Below are 18,725 nucleotides of genomic sequence, written 5' to 3'. Positions count from 1 at the left end.
TCGTTCGTATGCATACTCGATTTCCGGACGTATCCCTGTTAATTACCCACTACAATCGCAGTCAGTCACTGGAACGGTTGCTGATCGCTTTCCTGAAACTGGATTGCACATTTGCTGATATTGTCGTTTCGGACGACGGCAGTAAAGTCGAGCACCAGACGATGCTGCGCGAGCTGCAGCAGCAGTACGGCTTCACGCTCGTTACAACGTCGACAAACCGGGGGCTCGGCAACAATATTAACAAAGGGCAGGATGCGGTGAAGACGCCCTACACCCTGTACATTCAGGAGGACTTTGTGCCGAAACCTGCTTTTGTAGAGCGCCTTGAGCAATCACTGGGTTATATGGAAAAGGACCAGGGACTGGACTACGTGCGGTTCTACGCCTATCTGACCTATCCCTATCTAAAGCCCTACGGCGATGGCTTCTCGGAAACAAAGTTTTCGGGCTGGAAACCGGATTATTATAAGATTTATGCGTACAGCGATCACCCGCACCTGCGCCGGAGCACGTTTCTGACCAAGTTTGGTCGTTACGTGGAAGGCATGAAAGTGGATAAGACCGAGTACCGCATGTGCGTTTCGTTTCTTCAGAATAAAGGCCGGGCGCTGTTCTACAACGATTTTAAGGAACTGTTCGACCAACGTAACGACGTAGCCGAGCCGAGTACGGTTCAGCGCAGCCGGTGGATGCTCAGCCATAATCCGTTCATTAAGATTGTGCGGAATACCTATCGGCAAGTTAAATACAATTACGACATCCAGTTTATGCGCCCACTGAGCAAGTGAGGCCTGATGTGAAAATATTCATTAAGTAAGGTGTAAAATTCCATCTGGAGAAAAGCGTTCCGGATGGAATTTTTGTTTTTGGATAAATCGCCAAGTTGTAATCTGGTCAAACAGCCGTAACAATGCTGGCTGTACGGAGTTCTCCGAGACAGGTGGTCGACGAGTTCGGCCGTGTCAAACTAACTCGATACGTTATGAAAGCTGCAGTTTTGGAACACTACGGTGACCCCAGTGAATTTGTGATAAAAACGCTTAACGCGCCAACCATCAGTGATGGCCAGATTCTGGTTCGGAACCGGGCTACATCGGTAAACCCTGTTGACGCCATGATTCGGGCGGGGGCGTTCCGGGTCGCATCGGGTCTGTTCGGCGATCAGATTATCGGGAGTGATTTCTGCGGGATTGTGCTGGAGTCAAGAAGTACGCGGTTCAAAACAGGCGATGAGGTGTACGGAGCGGTGCCACCCACGAATGGAGCTGCTTACGCCAGTGAAGTAGCCGCTGACGAAGACGTTGTTGCGCTGAAGCCTGCAACCATCAGCTTCGCCGAAGCGGCCGCCTTACCCGTGGTGGCGCTGACGGCCTATCAGGCTCTGCTACAGGGAAATCTGACAGCGGGCGGCCATGTCCTGATCAATGGATGTACGGGGGGCGTTGGTTGTGCCGCGGTGCAACTGGCCAAACACATGGGCGCGACCGTAACGGGCACCTGTAGCCCGGCGCACAATGAAGCTGCTAATGAACTAGGCTGCGACACCGTGCTGGATTATGACAAACCGCTGCCCGCCAATCAGCAGTACGACCTGATTTTTGATACGGCGGGTAAGCTGATTCTGTCGGACGTGGAGCCGCATTTGAAGGAAGACGCCCTACTGATCACGACCAAACCTGATACGGAAGGTTTCTCCCGGACCCTATCAACGCTGGTTGATCTGGTGAAACCCCGCATGAAAATAATTGCCATGGAAGCGAACACGGCTGATCTGACGACGCTGAAAGAGCTGGTCGAACAGGGGAAATTGAAATCTTACGTAGCCCGTACGTTTCCGCTGGAGCAGATGGAACAGGCGCATCGCCTGCTGGAAGCGGGTGATTTTGTGAGTAAAATTGCCATCTCGATTGATTGATTCGAACGGGTAGCTGACCAGACGCATGGTGGACAATCCGGCAAAACCGCCCACTTTTGTCTATCATGCGTTATTTTATTGAGTTATCGTACCGGGGGGGCGCTTACCATGGCTGGCAGACGCAGGCGAACGGAATCAGTGTGCAGACTACGCTGGAAGCAGCCCTGACGCAGCGATTTCAGCAGCCTGTTTTTGTGATTGGCAGCGGCCGTACGGATGCGGGGGTTCATGCCGCCCAACAGTTCGCGCACTTTGACGTGCCTGCCGAAATCAATACGTCGGAGTCGATGATTCATTCGCTCAACTGCATTCTACCCGACGACATTGGTATCCACAGTATCTTTCCCGTTCGGGACGAGGACCACGCCCGCTACTCGGCCATCTCGCGCTATTATCAGTACCACATTTCGCGGCAGAAAGACGTATTTGCGCCGGGTCTGACCTATTATTTTCAGCCGCAGCTGGATGACAGGCTCATGAACGAAGCTTGTCAGATTCTGCTGAAATACACTGATTTTAAAAGCTTCAGCAAGGTTCGCGCTAACGTAACACACTTCCGTTGCCAGCTTGCGTTTGCTTATTGGGAGCGGAAAAACGCTGACCAGATTACATTCCACATTAAAGCCAATCGGTTTCTCTGGGGCATGGTCCGCACGATTGTCGGGGCGATGGTCGAGATAGGGCAGGGGCGTATGAGCCTGGACCAGTTCGATCAGCTCATTCAGGCCCGCGATCGGACATTGCTTGGTCGCCCGGCTCCCGCTAATGGGCTGTATCTGACGGAAGTTGGCTATCCCGAAGGGGTGCTAGTAAACCGGCCTAACGACTAGCAAAGAGCATAGGCACCAATCAACCAGGATTTTATAGATGATTATGTGCTAAACCGACTCGTCCTGCATCATTGATTACGGAAATAGAAGAACTGAATGTTACAAACCCAATCAAATGGTATCTACCCGTACTCATCTTGCCATCTGGGCGCTCTGCCTGCTGGGTATCAGCTATGCATCTGATGTTTCTGCTCAAACCCAAACAGCAACGCTGCCACCTATTGTCATTAAAGATAAGGTCTTTGAAAGCGTGCTGAGCGAGTATTTGAAAGGGGAAAGATCGAAATCACTTATTCTTGCTGTCTTCCTGGAGCGCTATGACAGTGATTACACCTACACACTCCATGATTTCGCCTTGTATGATGAAATCAAGGATAACCCAACATCTACTTTCGGCAGTTGGAAAGGGCATACACTACTATTTTACACGGGTCTTGAAGATGTGCTGACTTCAATCGATACGGGCAAAGTAAGTCAGATTAACCAATTTTTACGATCTCGCCTACCAGATGGTAGAGAAGAAACGCCAACAGATGTTCCTAATGAAGTTATGTTAACAGTAATAACGCATGACCCTAAAATATGGCGGTTCAAGGTGAGGGATGGTAAGTTACTTTGGCTACGTCGTGGGCTAGCCTACCAGTCAGAAAAGGTGCCCTATATGAAGTATTAAGTAGCCGACATCTATGGCAAAGCTGATAACCTTGCTTAGTGCGTATAGACGAGGCAAAACGAAAAGGCTCCCCGTCGTAGAGACAGGGAGCCTTTTCATTGTTGTGTTACAGCAAAGAAGTTTACTTGCCGCTGCCCAGCTTACCTGCTTTGTTAGCCGGTTGAGCCGTTGGCGTTGGTTTTGGATTCTTGACATAGGCATCCAGCCAGCCGTTCATTTCCCACAGCATGTGGAGTAATGATTCCTTGGCGGTGTAGCCGTGGCTTTCGTACGGCAGGAACACCAGTTTGCTCGTTACGCCGAAGCTTTTCAGAGCGTTATAGTAACGCTCCGACTGGATCGGGAACGTACCGGTGTTGTTATCGGCTTCCCCGTGAACCAGCAGGATTGGTGTTTTTACTTTGTTCGCGTTCTGGAACGGCGACATCGTGTTGTAGACGTCGGGTGCCTGCCAGTAGGTCCGTTGTTCGTTCTGGAAACCGAATGGCGTCAGCGTCCGGTTGTAGGCACCACTCCGGGCAATACCCGCTTTGAATAGATTGCTGTGCGTCAGCAGGTTGGCTGTCATGAACGCGCCGTACGAGTGACCACCCACGCCCACGCGGCTGGAGTCAACAACGCCCAACCGAACCCCTTCGTCAATGGCGGCTTTTGCGCTCGATACCAGTTGCTGTACGTACGTATCGTTTGGCTCTTTATCGCCCTCACCTACAATAGGGATGCTGGCGTTGTCCAGAATAGCGTAGCCCATTGTGACGAAGGCAGCCGCGCCCCAGTAGCTGATCCGGTTAAACTGGTAAGGCGAACCCGATACCTGGCTGGCGGCATCCTTGCTCTTGAACTCGGCCGGATACGCCCACAGGAACGTAGGCAGTGGCCCCTGCTCTTTCTTGTAACCTGCAGGCAGGTAAAGCGTAGCGGTCAGATCGACGCCATCCGGGCGTTTGTAGCGAAGCTGCTGCTTTTGAATACCTTTCAGCTGCGGGTATGGATGCGGGAAGAACGTAACCTGTACCGGCGCTGCGGCTTTTTTGCCCTTCGCCATCAGGTTCGCTACGTAGTAGTTCGGACTTTCGTCGGGCGTTTCGCGGGTGATCATGATCGACCGCTTAGCCGCGTCCAGTACGGCAAGCGGCCGCTCGAAATAGGGAGCCTGCGACCGCCACAGTTCAGTTGTTTTCTTGGTTTTCAGATTGAGCAGGCTCACGAAGGGCCGGTCGCCTTCGGGTGAGGCCCCCTGGGCGTTCAGCATCAGAATCTCGTTGTTGGGCAGCAGATTCAGAACTTCGTAGCCATACTCATTATGCCGGGTGTCGGGCTGGCCGGGGTTGCTGTAGCGATCTTCGTACGAGCGGTCGAACAGAACCGCCGTCTGCCAGTTCGTTGGATCGACCGTTTTGGTCAGGCTCTTGCGGCTCTGCCACCAGCGTTCGCTGGCCAGGGCCATCGTGGCGTTACCCCACTCGAATCCACCGAAACGGTACTGAGCGGCATAAATCTCTTTGGGCTGACCGCTGAAGGGCGCTTCGACCATGAATACTTTGTCCCGAATATCGGCCTTCACCTTCGGATCGCCTTTGTCCTGCGCTTCGGTATAATACACCGACGCCGGTACGTCGGCCCGCCAGTTGTAGTTACGAGGACCGGTTGGAGCACCGTCGGCGCTGTAGGCTACCGTTTCCTGAAGCGGACCATCGTTCAGTGTTTTTACCAGCGAGCCGCCCGTAGCAAAAATGTCGGTGCGGAGTGGGAAACGGCCTACTGGTACGAGATACGAAAACGGCGTATGTACTGTTTCGACCATGACGTATTTTCCATCCGGTGAGGGATCTGCCGACGCGATAATGCCCGCCTGACCAATGTTCGTCATCTGGCCATCGAGTCCCAGCCGCACGACCTGCGAGGTCGTGTAATAAGCAAACTGCTTTTCGTCGGAGGGGCTTTTGAGCAGATCCTGGTACGTTGGTGCCTGTCCGCGCTGACCGCTGACGTTGGCCTGGGTGGTTGGTCCGGATGGTACGCGGCTGATTTCGGGGGCCGCTCCACGACCGGTAGGTACGATGCGGGCGATCACGCTCTTGCTGTCAGACAGCCACCGGAATGGCATTCCCATCGTGGCGTTCAGGTAAACCGTACCAACGCGCTGCGCTTTAGCCGTGGCTACGTCGGCGACGTACAGTTCAATGTGCTCGTCGGTCGAGTGGGCAAAAGCGATTTTCGTGTAATCGGGCGACCACTGCACATAGCTGATGAGCGGCTTGGCGGGTAGGCCCGTCAGGGGCATCTCGTCCTGCGTTGAAGCTACTTTTTTGAGTTTCAGGTTGGTGATGTAGCGCATCCGGCTCGGACCGTTGTTGGCTGGATTGAGTCGCAGCCCTGCCAGCTTAAGTTCGGGCTGGGCCAGTTCGGCGATGTCGGGCGCACCAGCCTGTTCCATAATCAGCATCAGGTCGCCTTTGTCCGATACGCTGATCGTTGGCGTGGGGGGCAGGGTGACCAGATCGGCCAGGGCTTTGGGGGGCGTTTGATACCCGGTGGCATCCTGGGCGTGTGCACCTACAGACAGGGTCATTGCCAGCGCGATTCCACAGACAGGGTTCAACCAGGATAAGCCCCGCCGGACGAATGTTGACCGGTCAGCAGCAGAGAGTTGGTTCATGAAGTTAGGAGGTTGAGACTAGATCAGGTCTAAAATTACACCAGAACAGGTAATGATGGATGTTTTTATTTGTTAAAGCCAATAGTATACGGTTAAAGTCACTTTTATCCAAAGAAAAATGAAAAAGAGGCAGTCGAACGTATCGTAACGATTTTGCTGCTCGTTTACCAGTTTCTTCTGAATAGGCGTTCTTGCAGGGAGGAATCAGTACGGCAATCGGAGAATGAATTTGTCCAACAAGACGTTTGCTGGCTCGTTAATAGCTTATTCAGGCTTTATTCATCATTTTTCACTGGCTGTTTCGTTACTTTGACGGTGGAATTAACCAACTAGTTTTCATGCGTACCCTTGTTCTGTTGATTGGCCTGCTGGCGACAGCTTCCTGTAAACTTGAAGTCGATAGCGTTTTTAACGCTCAGTTTTCGTCAGAGCCAACAGCAACCCCCATTACCCCCGGCCAGATTGACGAAGCGTCCGGTATGGTCGACAGCCGTAGTATGCCCGGTAATCTCTGGGTGCAGGAAGATAGCGGAAACGCGGCGCAACTGGTGCTGCTGGGCTACGACGGGACTATAAAAGGACGGGTTAACGTTCCTACCTACGCTAACCGGGACTGGGAAGAACTCTCAATCGGCCCCGGACCGCAGGCTGGCGTAAACTACCTGTACATTGGCGATATCGGCGATAATAACTCCCAGAATGTAATCTCGCAGATCTATCGTATGCCCGAACCGGCTAACCTGCAAACACCCGTTACACAGATTGAACGAATCAACTTCCGGTACCCTGATGGCCCCCGTGATGCCGAAGCTATGTTTGTGGATCCGCAAACGAGCGACATCTTTATCGTAACCAAGCGCGAAAACAACAGCCGCCTGTACCGCCTGCCGTACCCGCAGAACATAAACGAAGTTACAGTGGCTGAATTACTGGGTGAACTACCGCTGACCTTTGCGACCGGTGCTGCCATCTCTCCCGATGGTACCGAAATTCTGGTCCGGACCTATACCCAGATTTTTTACTGGAAACGTAACGCCGGTCAGACCGTTGGAGACGCTATGCAGCGTAACTCGAACCGGCAGTTGCCGTATCGCCTGGAGCCGCAGGGGGAAGCCATCTGCTTCGACAAGGAAGCAAAGGGGTATTTCACCCTCAGTGAAAAACGGGGCGACGCGACCGTCAATCTGTATTATTACGCTCGTCAGTAATCCCGTTACGTAGTGAAACAGGCTGCAGTTATTGGGGCAGGTGTGGCAGGTATCGCTACCGCCATTCGACTGGTTATGAAAGGATACCAGGTCGATGTATTCGAGGGCAATGCGTATCCCGGCGGAAAACTGTCCAGTTTTGAACAGAAGGCCAACGGGCATACGTATCGCTTCGACGCGGGACCTTCGCTGTTTACCATGCCGCATCTGGTTGACGAACTGTTCCGATTGGCCAACCGCGATCCGGCTCACTATTTTACGTACCAGAAGCTGGACGAAACCTGCCGCTATTTTTGGGATGACGGAACGCGGTTAACCGCCTGGGCCGATCACGATCGGTTTGGGCAGGAGGTAGAAGCTGTGCTGGGCGAACCCGCCGAGCATCTGCACCAGCACCTGGCTGACAGCGCTCTTAAATACGACGTAACGGAAAAGCTGTTTCTGCACCGGTCGCTGCATAAGCTGTCGACCTGGTTTAATCAGGATGCCTTTCGGGGCTACCTGAATCTGCCGAGACTGGGCGTTTTCGGAACCATGAACAAGGCCAACGAGCGTCGGTTTCGCCACGCTAAACTCGTGCAGCTGTTCAACCGGTACGCTACGTATAACGGCTCCGACCCGTACCAGACACCGGCCACGATGAACATTATTCCGCATCTGGAATATAACATCGGCGCGTTTTTCCCCGCAGAAGGTATGATTGGTATAACGAACGCGCTGGTGAAACTGGCTGAAGATCTGGGCGTTCGGTTTCACTATAACACGCGCATTACGGCCATTGAAACCAAGGGAAAAAAGGTTGAGGGGGTAAGGGGCGAACAGGAAGAAAGAAGAAAAGGAGGAGAGGAGGAAGGGCATCAGCCCGCTTCTTTCACGTTTCCGGCTGATCTCGTCGTGTCTAACATGGATGTAGTCAATACGTTCCGAAAATTACTCCCTGCCGCTCGCCAGCCGGAGCGTATCCTGCGTCAGCCTAAATCCAGCTCGGGCCTTATTTTTTACTGGGGCATCAAGAAGCAGTTTGCCGAACTGGGGCTGCATAACATTTTTTTTAGCAGCGACTACCGAACCGAATTTGATCAGCTCTTTGGTAAAAACGGCCATGCGGCCAGCCTGTCCGACGATCCGACGATTTACCTGAACATTACGTCGAAGCATAACCCCAATGATGCACCGCCTGCGGGGGAAAACTGGTTTATTCTGCTCAACGTACCCAATAACACCGGTCAGGAATGGGATTCGATCATAAGCCGGGCGCGGGAAAACGTTATTCGCAAACTGAGCCGCGTGCTGGGCGTCGACGTAGCGGCACTGATCGAAACCGAATCAATTCTGGACCCGCGTAGTATTGAAGCCCGTACGGCTTCGTCGCAGGGTGCCCTATACGGTAACAGTTCCAACAACCGATTTGCCGCCTTCCTGCGCCACGCCAATTTCTCCCATCAGTTCGAAAACCTCTATTTCGTCGGCGGCAGCGTTCACCCCGGTGGCGGCATCCCACTTTGCCTACTGTCGGCTAAGATTGTGGGGGAGATGGTGAAATAGAGGAGGAAGGGGAGGAGAGGGAGGAAGGAGGAAAGGAGAATGAAATTAGCGTCGGAAAAGAGACAAAGGTTAGGAAATAGTAGCCGGAGGTCCCTTTCTTCCCTTTCCTCCTTCCTCCCTCTCCTCCTTTCTATTTATCTTGCCGCATGGAGTCCTCTACCCTGATTATTGTCTTGAGCCTGTCGGTGCTGATTTCGTACGCGTTCGACTTGTTCAGCAGCCGTTTCAAAACACCTTCCATTCTGTTGCTGCTGGTGCTGGGCATGCTGGTTCGGCAGGCAACGGATTACTTCGGAGTACAGGTACCGTACGTCAACACCATCCTGCCAACGCTGGGTACCCTGGGGTTGATTCTGATCGTGCTGGAAGGGGGGCTGGACCTGGAATTGCACGCCGAAAAACTGAGCGTTCTCCGGCGAACGTTGCTGGCGTCGCTGTTGTCCATTGTGGGCGCTACACTGGTTATGGCGGGAATCCTCTATCTGCTTCTCAACGATTCATTTTTTCACTGTCTGATTGCGGCATTGCCGTTTTCGATCATCAGCGGAGCCATGGCCGTACCGGGCGTATCCGGTCTGACGTCGGGGCAGCGGGAGTTTGTGGTGTACGAGTCGGCTTTTGCCAGTATTTTGGGCGTACTGGCGTACAATTTCCTGTTATTGAGCGAAAGCTCGATCTGGAGTGCGATCTGGTTTTTCACCCGTGATACGCTGATTATGGCCGTTACGTCGGCAGTCTGCTGTTTCCTGCTGCTGTACCTGATTGGCCGGATTAATCACCGGATCAAGTTTCTACCCATTATTTCGGTGCTATTTCTGGTGTACGCCATCGCCGAAATTTATCACTTATCGTCGCTGCTGCTGATCCTGATTTTTGGTCTGTTCCTGAACAACACCGAACTGTTCATCCGCGGGCGGTTGAGCGAGATTCTGAAGAATGACCTGTTCGAAAAAGAGCTGGATCAGCTCAAGAGCCTGACCGCCGAGGGGGCGTTTGTCGTGCGGACGTTCTTCTTTCTACTGTTTGGTTACTCGACCGTACCGCAGGAGCTGATCGATACGGATGCGCTGATTGTGAGCGGTCTGTTTATCGTCGTGATTCTGGTGTGGCGCTGGCTGACACTTCGACTAACATACCCCGGTGTCTGGCGGCCGCTGCTCTGGATTGCCCCCCGCGGCCTGATAACCATTCTGCTGTACCTGAATACGCCCGAAAACCTGCGGCTGCTTGGCTTCCGCGAAGGGATTCCGATGCTGGTAGTTATCCTGTCTGCCCTTGTGATGATGGGGGGGGCGCTGGGAAAAACAACTGAAGTCAGTGAACCACAGCGGCTTTAGGTCGTTTTCCGCAGATATGTCCAGAATGACCAGATACGCCGGTTTTTCAAATACGTCAGGTTGGTTTCGTTGGCGAAGGCTTCCCGCTCAAAACTGATGTTCAGGTACGCCAGGTAGTGGTTGCCGTACTGAAGTCGGCGGACTACGTACTCAAGGCCGTACCAGAGATAAAAGGGTACAATACCCAGTTCGAGCTGCTGCCGCAGGTGAATCTGCTCGTGGTTGATCAGAATAGGACCGGGGGCGGCATGCCGTACCAGAATGAACGGGAATAACGCCATCCCATCCGGCCCCAGCGACGGAATCCTGAGAATGAAATTTCGTTTACGCATAGTGACCAGGGATACTGTCAGAAACCAGTTTGCTAATTGATGGGACTGGCCCTACCAATGCACAGGCCTACGGTAAAAACGATGGATAGGTCGTCATTAGTTCAGGGAAACGTTTGCCGGAACCTCTTACCTATACCGCTGGAAGCGATAGTCAGCCTCTCATCAGGCCTGCTCCGGCCATTTTTGGTATCTTTGCCCCTTCTTACCACCTAAATGCGCCGATAAGAAGGGGCGCTGGCTCACGCTATGATTCTAACCATTATCCTGATTTTTATAATCGGCTACGCGCTGGTTGCTCTCGAACATCCCATCAAAATCAATAAAACGGCCACGGCGCTCATTATGGGTGTACTGTGCTGGGCGGTTTACGCACTGCTGTCCAGTGAGGCCGATCGGGAGCACATTGTCGAGCAGCTGGGCGAAAATCTGACCGAAACTGCTGAAATACTTTTCTTCCTGATGGGTGCCATGACGGTGGTCGAACTCATCGACGCCCACGATGGCTTCACCCTGATTACCGACCGCATTGCCAGCCGCAATCCACGGGTTTTACTCTGGATTATTAGTCTGCTGACGTTTTTTCTGTCGGCGCTGCTGGATAACCTGACTTCCTCGATCGTGATGGTATCGGTGACCCGCAAGCTGGTGAAAGACGAGCAGCAGCGTCTGCTCATTGCTGGTATGATTATCGTATCGGCTAACGCGGGTGGGGCCTGGTCGCCCATCGGCGACGTAACGACGACTATGCTCTGGATTGGCGGACAGGTAACGACGCTTAACATTATCCGGCAGTTGCTGCTACCCAGTCTGGTGGCGATACTGGTACCGCTGGCGGTTCTGACGCTGACCTATAAACCTGATTCAACTGGCGTCGTCGCTCTTGATGGCGAAGGCGTCAGCCGGCCCTACGTAACGCCCGCTGCCCGGCGCGACCGTCGGCTTATGTTGTCAATCGGTCTGGGCGGATTGCTGTTTGTCCCAATCTTCAAAACGGTAACGCACCTGCCGCCCTACATGGGCATGATGCTGGTGCTGGGTGTAATCTGGGTGGCCTCCGAAATCATTCACAGCGACAAGGACGAGGCCGAGCGTCAACCGCTCACCGCAGCCCACGCACTAAGCCGGATTGATATTTCCAGCATTCTGTTTTTTCTGGGTATTCTGCTGGCGGTCGGCGTCTTACAGGCAACGGGCGTCCTGCAATCGCTGGCTGGATGGTTGAACCAGACGGTGGGTAATCTGGACGTAATCGTTCTGCTCATCGGCGTATTTTCGGCCATTGTCGACAATGTGCCGATTGTGGCCGCAGCGATGGGAATGTATGACATGCAGACGTTCCCGGCCGACACGAAACTATGGGAGTTTCTGGCCTACTGCGCCGGTACGGGCGGTAGTCTCCTGGTTATTGGATCGGCAGCCGGGGTGGCCGTTATGGGTATGGAAAACATCGGTTTTGGCTGGTATATCCGGAAAATCAGCTGGCTGGCGTTGCTGGGCTACGTAGGGGGTGCGCTGGTTTTTCTGGCCGAATACGCACTCACTGCCTAGCGAATGTGCGTTGGTTTTAGATAACACGTAGCGGACAACCTTATGAAAAAAAGACTGATTTTTCTTTTCGCGTTGATTGCCGGGTCTGTTGCCGCTCAGGCGCAAACCCCGGCTGACACGGCCCGGCAGGTTTTGGATAAGTACGTAGCCGCCATTGGCGGGAAAGCCGCCCTGAAGAAGGTAACTGACCTGACAACCAGTATGTCGAGCAAAACGGAGCGGGGAACAATGCGTATTACCCGCCGACAGAAAGCACCCGATAAATTCTCGGTCGTCATCAGCGCCAACGGAAAAGACGTAATGACGCAAACGGGCGACAGGCAGAAAGTGATGATGGGCGGTACGCAGGGAAACCGTACCCTCGACGGAGCCATTGCCCGGCAGCTGATCGAAATAAATAAACTCTTTCCCGAACTGCACTACGCCGAAAATGGGGTAAAAAGTGAGTACGTCGGGATGGAGAACGTGGATGGAAAGGATACCTACAAACTGAGCCACGCTACCGCCGACGGTCAGGTTACCTGGACCGATAACTTTGATCCGAAAACGGGGCTAAAGGTGCAGTCGGTGGTGGGTGGTAATTCGTTGCAGGGTAGTATGGACGCCACAATGATCTACTCGAACTACAAAGCCACCAATGGTATCCTGTTTCCGATGACGATCAGGCAGCAGTCGGGCCGGGGTGCCATGACCATGACCGTCGATACTATCAAGATTAATAAAGGCCTGAAAGACGCCGACTTTATGACTCAGTAACTAATGTCCAGTCATAAAAAAGGGTGCTTACAATGAGTAGGCGCCCTTTTTTGTTGATGTGAGTGTCAAATCAGGGTTTAAATACATGACTGTCAGTATTTCAAAGGATTTCTGTCATCCCGACTGGTTCGCCGGCGCGGTCAAGAGGGATGACAGAAAAGCAACGAGCAGGACTTGCAATGCACCATGCATTTCAGGACTAAACCTATCCAATCCGGGATACCCAGAAAAAGAGCATAAGTCCAAGGAGATGAAGCCTCCGCAAAGTTATGAACGGAATTAAAATACAGATTTTCAATACTGTCAAGCTTAATTGTCTGCGTACCGACAAATCAATCGAATCCTCAATCCGTTAGGTGTAAACCAGAAAAATAGCGAGAGAGGAAACAATTCCTCCCCAAAACAGAATCCAGTATCTTGGTTGATTCTGGTCTAGGGCATCCTCAACGTAAGCGTCGTACCACGAGCGGAGGTAGTTCAATGAATTGGGAATTTTAGTTTTCATAAGGGCTGGTCAATAGAAGAGGCAAGATACCAACTTATTATTTTTGTCATTCAGCTAATCCTTTCCACTTCTCCACCCATTTCCTGATTTGGGTGAAACAAAATTCTGTAGTTTTAGCGCTTTATTATACAACCTCTTTTTACATGAAGCAATTCTTTACGGTTTTGATTGCAGCCGCACTCGCCAGTTCGTCGGTGCTGGCTCAATCACAGACGGGGGGCCGTCAGGCAACTGCCAGTTATTCAAATTACGCCCAACTGACGGCCCGGTTGCAGGCCCTGACCAGACAGGCGGGTAGTACGGCTTCGGTGCGGTCGATTGGGAAATCGGTAGGCGGTAAGGATATCTGGCTCTTAACCATTGGCCGGGGCAAGGCCGCTGAAAAACCCGCGCTGGCCCTGGTAGCGGGCGTCGAAGGCAGCCACCTGGCGGGAACAGAACTGTCGCTGCAGCTAGCCGAGCGGTTCCTGACCAGCAAGAACGATAGCATCAGCCGGATGCTGGATACCAAAACCATCTACATCCTCCCGCTCATCAACCCCGACGCGCAGGAACAGGCCTTCTCGGCGCTCAAGTACGAACGTAGCGGAAACGGCAGCAGCACCGACGATGACCGCGATGGACAACAAAACGAGGACCCGGTCGAGGATCTGAACCGCGATGGACTCATTACGCAGGTGCGTATCGAAGACCCCACCGGTACGTTTGTTGCCAGCAAAACCGATCCCCGCGTACTGCTCAAAGCCGATCCTGCCAAAGGTGAGTCGGGTAAATACGTGCTGATTTCAGAAGGAACCGATACCGATAAAGATGGTGCGTTCAATGAAGATGGGGCCGGGGGCGTAGCGCTCGACAAGAACTTTACCTTCGATTATCCATTCTTTACGCCCGGCGCGGGGGAGATGCCGGTTTCGGAACCCGAAAACCGCGCCCTGCTGGATTTTCTGGCCCAGACGCCCAGCGTGTACGCGGTCTTTACGTTCGGTCCCTACAACAACTTGTCGGAAGCGCCCAAGTTTGACCGGATGAAGACCACGAAACGGATTATCACGGGCTTGCTGGAAAGGGACGCAGCTACGGGAGAGCAGGTGTCGAAACTTTATAACGCCCAGACGGGCTTGAAAGACGCACCCGCCATGCCCGCAACCAAAGGTAACTTTGCGCAGACGGCGTACTATCACCATGGTCGGTTTAGCTTCTCTACCCCCGGCTGGTGGGTTCCGAAGGACGAGCCCAAAACGTCGGCTAAAAAAGACAGCGCCGGCACGGCAGCCGCACCCCGTCCGGCCGGACGGCCAGCACCTGCGGCTGGCGGAGACAGTGATGATGCCCGCTTCCTGAAATGGGCCGACGCCAATGGCGTAACAGATGCCTTCGTGACGTGGACACCCATCGAACACCCTGATTTTCCAGGTAAGAAAGCGGAAGTAGGCGGAATCGTGCCCTTCGCTAAACTGAATCCGCCGACGAAATTTCTGACTGATCATGCCGATCGGCACGCAAAGTTCATTACGGCTTTCGCGGCTCAGATGCCAAGCATCGATATTGTCAACCTAAAAGCTGAGTCGTTGGGGAACAACCTGACGCGGGTATCGGCGCAGGTGATCAACCAGGGGCTGATGCCGACGGGATCGGACATGGGGAACCGGGTGCGCTTCGTGCCAAGGATGAAAATAGAGCTGAAAACGACCGATAAACAGAGCATCGTGTCGGGTCGGCGGATTATGCTGCGGGGAGCAATGGCTGCGGGCGAAACCATGGACGTAACGTTCCTGGTAAGTGGTTCCGGACGCGTAACGCTGGAAGCCGGTAACGACATGACGGGCGTAAAATCAGTTGACGTAACCCTCAAATAACCTTCCCTGACGCATTCCATGAAAAAGATAGTCATTCTGGCGCTCAGCCTGTTCACCCTACCTGCCCTGGCGCAGAAAGAAACTAAACCTGCCGATCTGGGCGGCATAAAAGCCATTGGCTCCCCGGCGAATCCGAAGGTGCCGATGCGCTGGAACCACTACAACGACTACGCCATGATCACCAAGTTCTGTCAGGATCTGGCGAAGGCGTACCCCGATCTGGTCAGGCTGGAGTCGATGGGTAAGTCGTTTCAGGGCCGCGATATGTGGGTGCTGGTGGTGAGCGATACGAAAACGGGCAAACCCGACCGCAAACCCGGTTTCTACATCGACGGTAATATTCACTCCAATGAGCTGCAGGGGAGCGAGATCGCGATGTACACCGCTTGGTACCTGGCCGAGTCGTTTGCCGATGAGCCGTACATTACGCAGCTGTTGAAGGACAAAACATTCTACATTGCCCCAACGATCAATCCCGACGCCCGCGAGGATTTTATCAAGAATCCGAACAACCCCAACTCCCCCCGCTCGGGTATGATGCCGATGGATGACGACGGCGACGGACAGATTGACGAGGATAAATTCGACGATCTGGACGGCGACGGCAACATCGTGATGATGCGCCGGAAAAGCGCGGTTGGTCGCTGGAAAGTAGACCCCGACGATCCAAACCGCATGATTCCCGCCAAACCCGACGAAGCCGGTCAGTACGAAATACTGGGCTACGAAGGACTGGACAATGATGGCGACGGGGCCGTAAATGAGGACGTAGTAGGGCAGTACGACCCTAACCGCGACTGGGGCTGGGGCTGGCAGCCGGATTACATTCAGCGGGGTGCCCTATCGTACCCGGCTTCACTACCTGAAACCAAGGCGGTGACGGCTTTCGTGATGAGTCACCCAAATATTGCCGGGGCCCAGAGTTATCACAACTACGGCGGTATGTTCCTGCGCGGACCGGGTTCGGAGGAGGACGTACCGTATTACACGCCGGGCGACATTGCCGTTTACGACGTAATCGGAAGAGTGGGGGAGAAGATCATTCCCGGCTATCGCTATCTGACAATTTACAAAGACCTGTACACGGTCTACGGCGGTGAAATCGACTGGTTTTCGCTGGGACGCGGCATCTTTACGTTCTCCAACGAGTTGATGACGTCGTATAAGTTTTTCAATCAGAAGGTAGACGAGAATCGGTTTCAGAACGACGAGTTCAACCAGTTCGACAAGTATCTGCTGCTGAGCGATGCCTACGTAGCGTGGAAGCCCTTTAAGCATCCGCAGTACGGCGACATCGAAATTGGCGGACCGAAGAAAAACTACATCCGGAACCACCCCGGTTTCCTGCTGGAGGAAGATGCGCACCGGAATATGGCGTTTACGCTGTTTCACGCCTACCAAACCCCAAAACTGGCGGTGCAGGAGATCGAAACGAAGTCGCTGGGAAACGGCCTGACTGAAGTGACGGCTACGGTAGTCAATGAGCGCGTGATTCCGACGCACTCCAGCCACGACATCAAATACAAGATCGAACGGCCCGATTACGTAACCCTTAAAGGCGGTACGGTACTGGCCGGAATGGTGGTCGAAAATGAAGACATGGGCCTGACGCGCGAGCAGAAAAATAATCCAGCTACGATTCAGGTGGCTAACATTCCAGGAATGGGCTATGCTAAAGTTCGCTGGATCGTGAAAGGTGGTAACGGTAAATACACCGTCGACGTGGATAGTCGAAAAGGCGGTCTGGTAACAAAGTCGCTTTAATGGAAAGGCCTGTTGTATGAAAAAGCGCCCGATCGTTGCTGATCGGGCGCTTTTTTATGAATACGTAGTTACGCCGTCGGCCTATTTAAATGAATCCAATTTACTGTGTATAAAACGAAGGCCCAGGGCAGAATAGAGAACGAGGGCTGAGGTTTCATAGAAAGCTTCAAAATGCTCGTGGTGATACACACCGGTTCGGCAATCCTCTAGCCAGTCAATAATTGCGTAGCAATAGCCTGCAAAGCAGACTACACCGCTTATGAAAACAAGGATTATGATGAACTGGGATTTCATGCTTTGCGGTACACTGTTAATAAATGGATACCCTGACGAGTTTGCCGTTATAGATAAACTGAAACGTTTGGATGAAGTTTGGTAAATAGGCCAAGCAGCTCCAGACTCATTGCAAACCAGACAGGAATTTACTGTGGTTGCCGGCACGTGCCCACTTGTGCCTTATTGCTCCTGATACGCTGTAAGCTATTCTACCCGATCAGGGCATGAGCGAGCGATAACTAAAACATGAGCCCGATCTTGAGGCTGACGTTATCAGTATGGGTAGCCGTATTGAGGGATTGATTCGTGGGGGATCTGGTAATGACCGACTGCGACAGATAACCCACACTGAATGTCAGGGCAGACTGACTGGACAGAAACGTCCGGATACCTACAGCCGGGTTGAGGTACATGTCGCCCCGCCTGTTTTCAACGTTGTCGAGCAGGAAGCCGTAACCAATGTCGCCTACCAGCATCAGCGCTGTTCGCCCGCCGATGTACGCGCGCAGATCGGCGAAGACGGGCAGGAAATTCGCTACGTTGCTCGATCCCTGGCTAAAGCGCAGATACGCTACGCCCAGCCCCGCCGACACATGGTCGCCCGCCCGAAATCCGTTGACGGTAGATACGGTCAGGGCGTTGGCAGTTCCATTGACGCCGGTTGCGTAGCCAACTTCGGTGATGTTCGTGTAACCCGACTTACGCCGGGCGCTGGCAAAATTGTCTCTACCAAAACCAGTTGACTGGGCTATACCTGCTGACACCAGCAACGAGAAACCAGCGAAGAAAAGAAGCGTTCGAAAGACCATCGTTGAGTTAGATTAGGGAATCGATGGGCGCAAAAATAAGGGATGCTGACAAACCTACCTATCCCAATGGGCAGCATGCCAGTTAACCGACGGCTGACGGCGTACTGAGTACATCCGGCTGAATTTGCTTGAAGTAAGCCGATGGCTGCTCGGAATCAGTCAGTTGTTTCAGCTGATCCGGTTGATCAATGGTATGCTGAAGCTGACGAAATACGCTGGCCGGATCGGTCCAGCTGCCCGGCTGAACAAAGAACGGCTTGATCAGCAGATTGAGGTGCTCAATGACAACCCAGTCTGCATACACGTCGCCGTTGATCTGGAGCTGGTAGGCTGGCTTGAGCCGGTCCAATTTTGCCCTGAGCGTTTTGAGGATGGTAACGGGCTGACGCCGACGTTTACCCGGTAGCGTCCGGCGAAACTGCTGAATCGTCCGCGTATCCAGTAACACCTGGACGTAGTCGGTCAGATTATACCAGACCGTATCCCGATAAAAGAAGAAACGAATCGGGGTCATGTTCGGGTATCGATTAGCTGAGTTGAGTACTTTACGCAGCTCCGGATGTCGTTAAAACGGTAAATGCAAAAGCGCAGCGGCCGCCCAGCCAGAGTTCTTCTGTAAAGATTGGAACAAAGTTCAGGCTGGTCAACAAGGGGGCATAATTTAGAAATAGACCAGAATTGAGCTGGTAGTTACGTCGTAAACAGACCGTGG

At 53.1% G+C, this 18,725-nt stretch carries 15 protein-coding genes; 11 read left to right on the top strand and 4 right to left on the bottom strand.

The genetic code is table 11. The annotated features are described in order from the left end of the window. Window positions 1-8 precede the first annotated feature (8 nt). The 4 genes from HU175_RS19205 to HU175_RS19190 all read left to right on the top strand — a co-directional run bounded on the left by HU175_RS19205 (window position 9) and on the right by HU175_RS19190 (window position 3,418). A complete protein-coding gene (locus tag HU175_RS19205; RefSeq protein WP_176568116.1) occupies window positions 9-788 on the top strand; it encodes a glycosyltransferase in 780 nt (259 codons plus the stop codon). Between the two features lie 194 nt (window positions 789-982). Next, window positions 983-1,915, top strand: coding sequence for an NAD(P)-dependent alcohol dehydrogenase (locus HU175_RS19200; RefSeq protein ID WP_176568115.1), 933 nt, complete (start codon window positions 983-985; stop codon window positions 1,913-1,915). A 65-nt stretch (window positions 1,916-1,980) separates the two neighbouring features. After that, complete coding sequence (gene truA / locus HU175_RS19195; RefSeq protein WP_176568114.1) at window positions 1,981-2,745, top strand: tRNA pseudouridine(38-40) synthase TruA; 765 nt, start codon at window positions 1,981-1,983, stop codon at window positions 2,743-2,745. Window positions 2,746-2,860: 115 nt separating this feature from the next. Beyond that, the gene (locus HU175_RS19190; protein WP_176568113.1) at window positions 2,861-3,418 is read left to right on the top strand and encodes a hypothetical protein; all 558 of its coding nucleotides are present in this window, start codon (window positions 2,861-2,863) and stop codon (window positions 3,416-3,418) included. Between the two features lie 121 nt (window positions 3,419-3,539). Here the strand turns inward: HU175_RS19190 and HU175_RS19185 are convergent, their stop codons facing one another. After that, window positions 3,540-5,990, bottom strand: a complete 2,451-nt coding sequence (locus HU175_RS19185; protein ID WP_176569283.1) for a prolyl oligopeptidase family serine peptidase — start codon at window positions 5,988-5,990, stop codon at window positions 3,540-3,542. A gap of 425 nt (window positions 5,991-6,415) precedes the next feature. Between HU175_RS19185 and HU175_RS19180 the strand changes: the two genes are divergently transcribed. The 3 genes from HU175_RS19180 (at window position 6,416) to HU175_RS19170 (ending at window position 10,167) form a co-directional block, all read left to right on the top strand. Next, on the top strand, window positions 6,416-7,285 hold the full coding sequence (locus HU175_RS19180) for a PE-PGRS family protein (protein WP_176568112.1): 870 nt from the start codon (window positions 6,416-6,418) through the stop codon (window positions 7,283-7,285). 75 nt (window positions 7,286-7,360) lie between these two features. Then, a complete protein-coding gene (gene crtD, locus HU175_RS19175; protein WP_410528606.1) occupies window positions 7,361-8,830 on the top strand; it encodes a 1-hydroxycarotenoid 3,4-desaturase CrtD in 1,470 nt (489 codons plus the stop codon). A 146-nt stretch (window positions 8,831-8,976) separates the two neighbouring features. Further along, window positions 8,977-10,167 carry a cation:proton antiporter gene (locus HU175_RS19170; protein WP_176568110.1) on the top strand — a complete coding sequence of 397 codons (1,191 nt, stop codon included), beginning with the start codon at window positions 8,977-8,979 and terminating at the stop codon, window positions 10,165-10,167. Here the strand turns inward: HU175_RS19170 and HU175_RS19165 are convergent. After that, complete coding sequence (locus HU175_RS19165) at window positions 10,164-10,499, bottom strand: hypothetical protein (RefSeq protein WP_176568109.1); 336 nt, start codon at window positions 10,497-10,499, stop codon at window positions 10,164-10,166. The two genes, HU175_RS19170 and HU175_RS19165, sit on opposite strands and share 4 nt — an antisense overlap. A 246-nt stretch (window positions 10,500-10,745) precedes the next feature. Between HU175_RS19165 and nhaD the strand changes: the two genes are divergently transcribed. The 4 genes from nhaD (at window position 10,746) to HU175_RS19145 (ending at window position 16,928) form a co-directional block, all read left to right on the top strand. After that, entirely contained in the window at window positions 10,746-12,047 is a 1,302-nt protein-coding gene (gene nhaD, locus HU175_RS19160; RefSeq protein ID WP_176568108.1) for a sodium:proton antiporter NhaD, read from the top strand. Window positions 12,048-12,089: 42 nt separating this feature from the next. Beyond that, window positions 12,090-12,803, top strand: a complete 714-nt coding sequence (locus HU175_RS19155; protein WP_176568107.1) for a hypothetical protein — start codon at window positions 12,090-12,092, stop codon at window positions 12,801-12,803. 648 nt (window positions 12,804-13,451) lie between these two features. Beyond that, entirely contained in the window at window positions 13,452-15,164 is a 1,713-nt protein-coding gene (locus HU175_RS19150; RefSeq protein WP_176568106.1) for a M14 family metallopeptidase, read from the top strand. Between the two features lie 18 nt (window positions 15,165-15,182). After that, the gene (locus tag HU175_RS19145; protein WP_176568105.1) at window positions 15,183-16,928 is read left to right on the top strand and encodes a M14 family metallopeptidase; all 1,746 of its coding nucleotides are present in this window, start codon (window positions 15,183-15,185) and stop codon (window positions 16,926-16,928) included. Window positions 16,929-17,443: 515 nt separating this feature from the next. Here HU175_RS19145 and HU175_RS19140 read toward each other — a convergent pair. Next, complete coding sequence (locus HU175_RS19140) at window positions 17,444-18,013, bottom strand: hypothetical protein (RefSeq protein ID WP_176568104.1); 570 nt, start codon at window positions 18,011-18,013, stop codon at window positions 17,444-17,446. An 82-nt stretch (window positions 18,014-18,095) separates the two neighbouring features. Beyond that, on the bottom strand, window positions 18,096-18,527 hold the full coding sequence (locus HU175_RS19135; protein ID WP_176568103.1) for a hypothetical protein: 432 nt from the start codon (window positions 18,525-18,527) through the stop codon (window positions 18,096-18,098). Between the last annotated feature and the right edge of the window lie 198 nt (window positions 18,528-18,725).

Source organism: Spirosoma sp. KUDC1026 (genome assembly GCF_013375035.1).
Taxonomy (GTDB): domain Bacteria; phylum Bacteroidota; class Bacteroidia; order Cytophagales; family Spirosomataceae; genus Spirosoma.
The sequence above is the reverse complement of the archived record's forward strand: the minus strand, read 5'-3'. Positions and strand labels throughout refer to the sequence as shown.

Bases quoted from the DNA above. Each gene is read 5' to 3' on its own strand.
- HU175_RS19205 (WP_176568116.1), top strand. From the start codon at position 9: ATGCATACTCGATTTCCGGACGTATCCCTGTTAATTACCCACTACAAT.
- HU175_RS19200 (WP_176568115.1), top strand. From the start codon at position 983: ATGAAAGCTGCAGTTTTGGAACACTACGGTGACCCCAGTGAATTTGTG.
- truA (WP_176568114.1), top strand. From the start codon at position 1,981: ATGCGTTATTTTATTGAGTTATCGTACCGGGGGGGCGCTTACCATGGC.
- HU175_RS19190 (WP_176568113.1), top strand. From the start codon at position 2,861: ATGGTATCTACCCGTACTCATCTTGCCATCTGGGCGCTCTGCCTGCTG.
- HU175_RS19185 (WP_176569283.1), bottom strand. From the start codon at position 5,990: ATGACCCTGTCTGTAGGTGCACACGCCCAGGATGCCACCGGGTATCAA.
- HU175_RS19180 (WP_176568112.1), top strand. From the start codon at position 6,416: ATGCGTACCCTTGTTCTGTTGATTGGCCTGCTGGCGACAGCTTCCTGT.
- crtD (WP_410528606.1), top strand. From the start codon at position 7,361: ATGAAAGGATACCAGGTCGATGTATTCGAGGGCAATGCGTATCCCGGC.
- HU175_RS19170 (WP_176568110.1), top strand. From the start codon at position 8,977: ATGGAGTCCTCTACCCTGATTATTGTCTTGAGCCTGTCGGTGCTGATT.
- HU175_RS19165 (WP_176568109.1), bottom strand. From the start codon at position 10,499: ATGCGTAAACGAAATTTCATTCTCAGGATTCCGTCGCTGGGGCCGGAT.
- nhaD (WP_176568108.1), top strand. From the start codon at position 10,746: ATGATTCTAACCATTATCCTGATTTTTATAATCGGCTACGCGCTGGTT.
- HU175_RS19155 (WP_176568107.1), top strand. From the start codon at position 12,090: ATGAAAAAAAGACTGATTTTTCTTTTCGCGTTGATTGCCGGGTCTGTT.
- HU175_RS19150 (WP_176568106.1), top strand. From the start codon at position 13,452: ATGAAGCAATTCTTTACGGTTTTGATTGCAGCCGCACTCGCCAGTTCG.
- HU175_RS19145 (WP_176568105.1), top strand. From the start codon at position 15,183: ATGAAAAAGATAGTCATTCTGGCGCTCAGCCTGTTCACCCTACCTGCC.
- HU175_RS19140 (WP_176568104.1), bottom strand. From the start codon at position 18,013: ATGGTCTTTCGAACGCTTCTTTTCTTCGCTGGTTTCTCGTTGCTGGTG.
- HU175_RS19135 (WP_176568103.1), bottom strand. From the start codon at position 18,527: ATGACCCCGATTCGTTTCTTCTTTTATCGGGATACGGTCTGGTATAAT.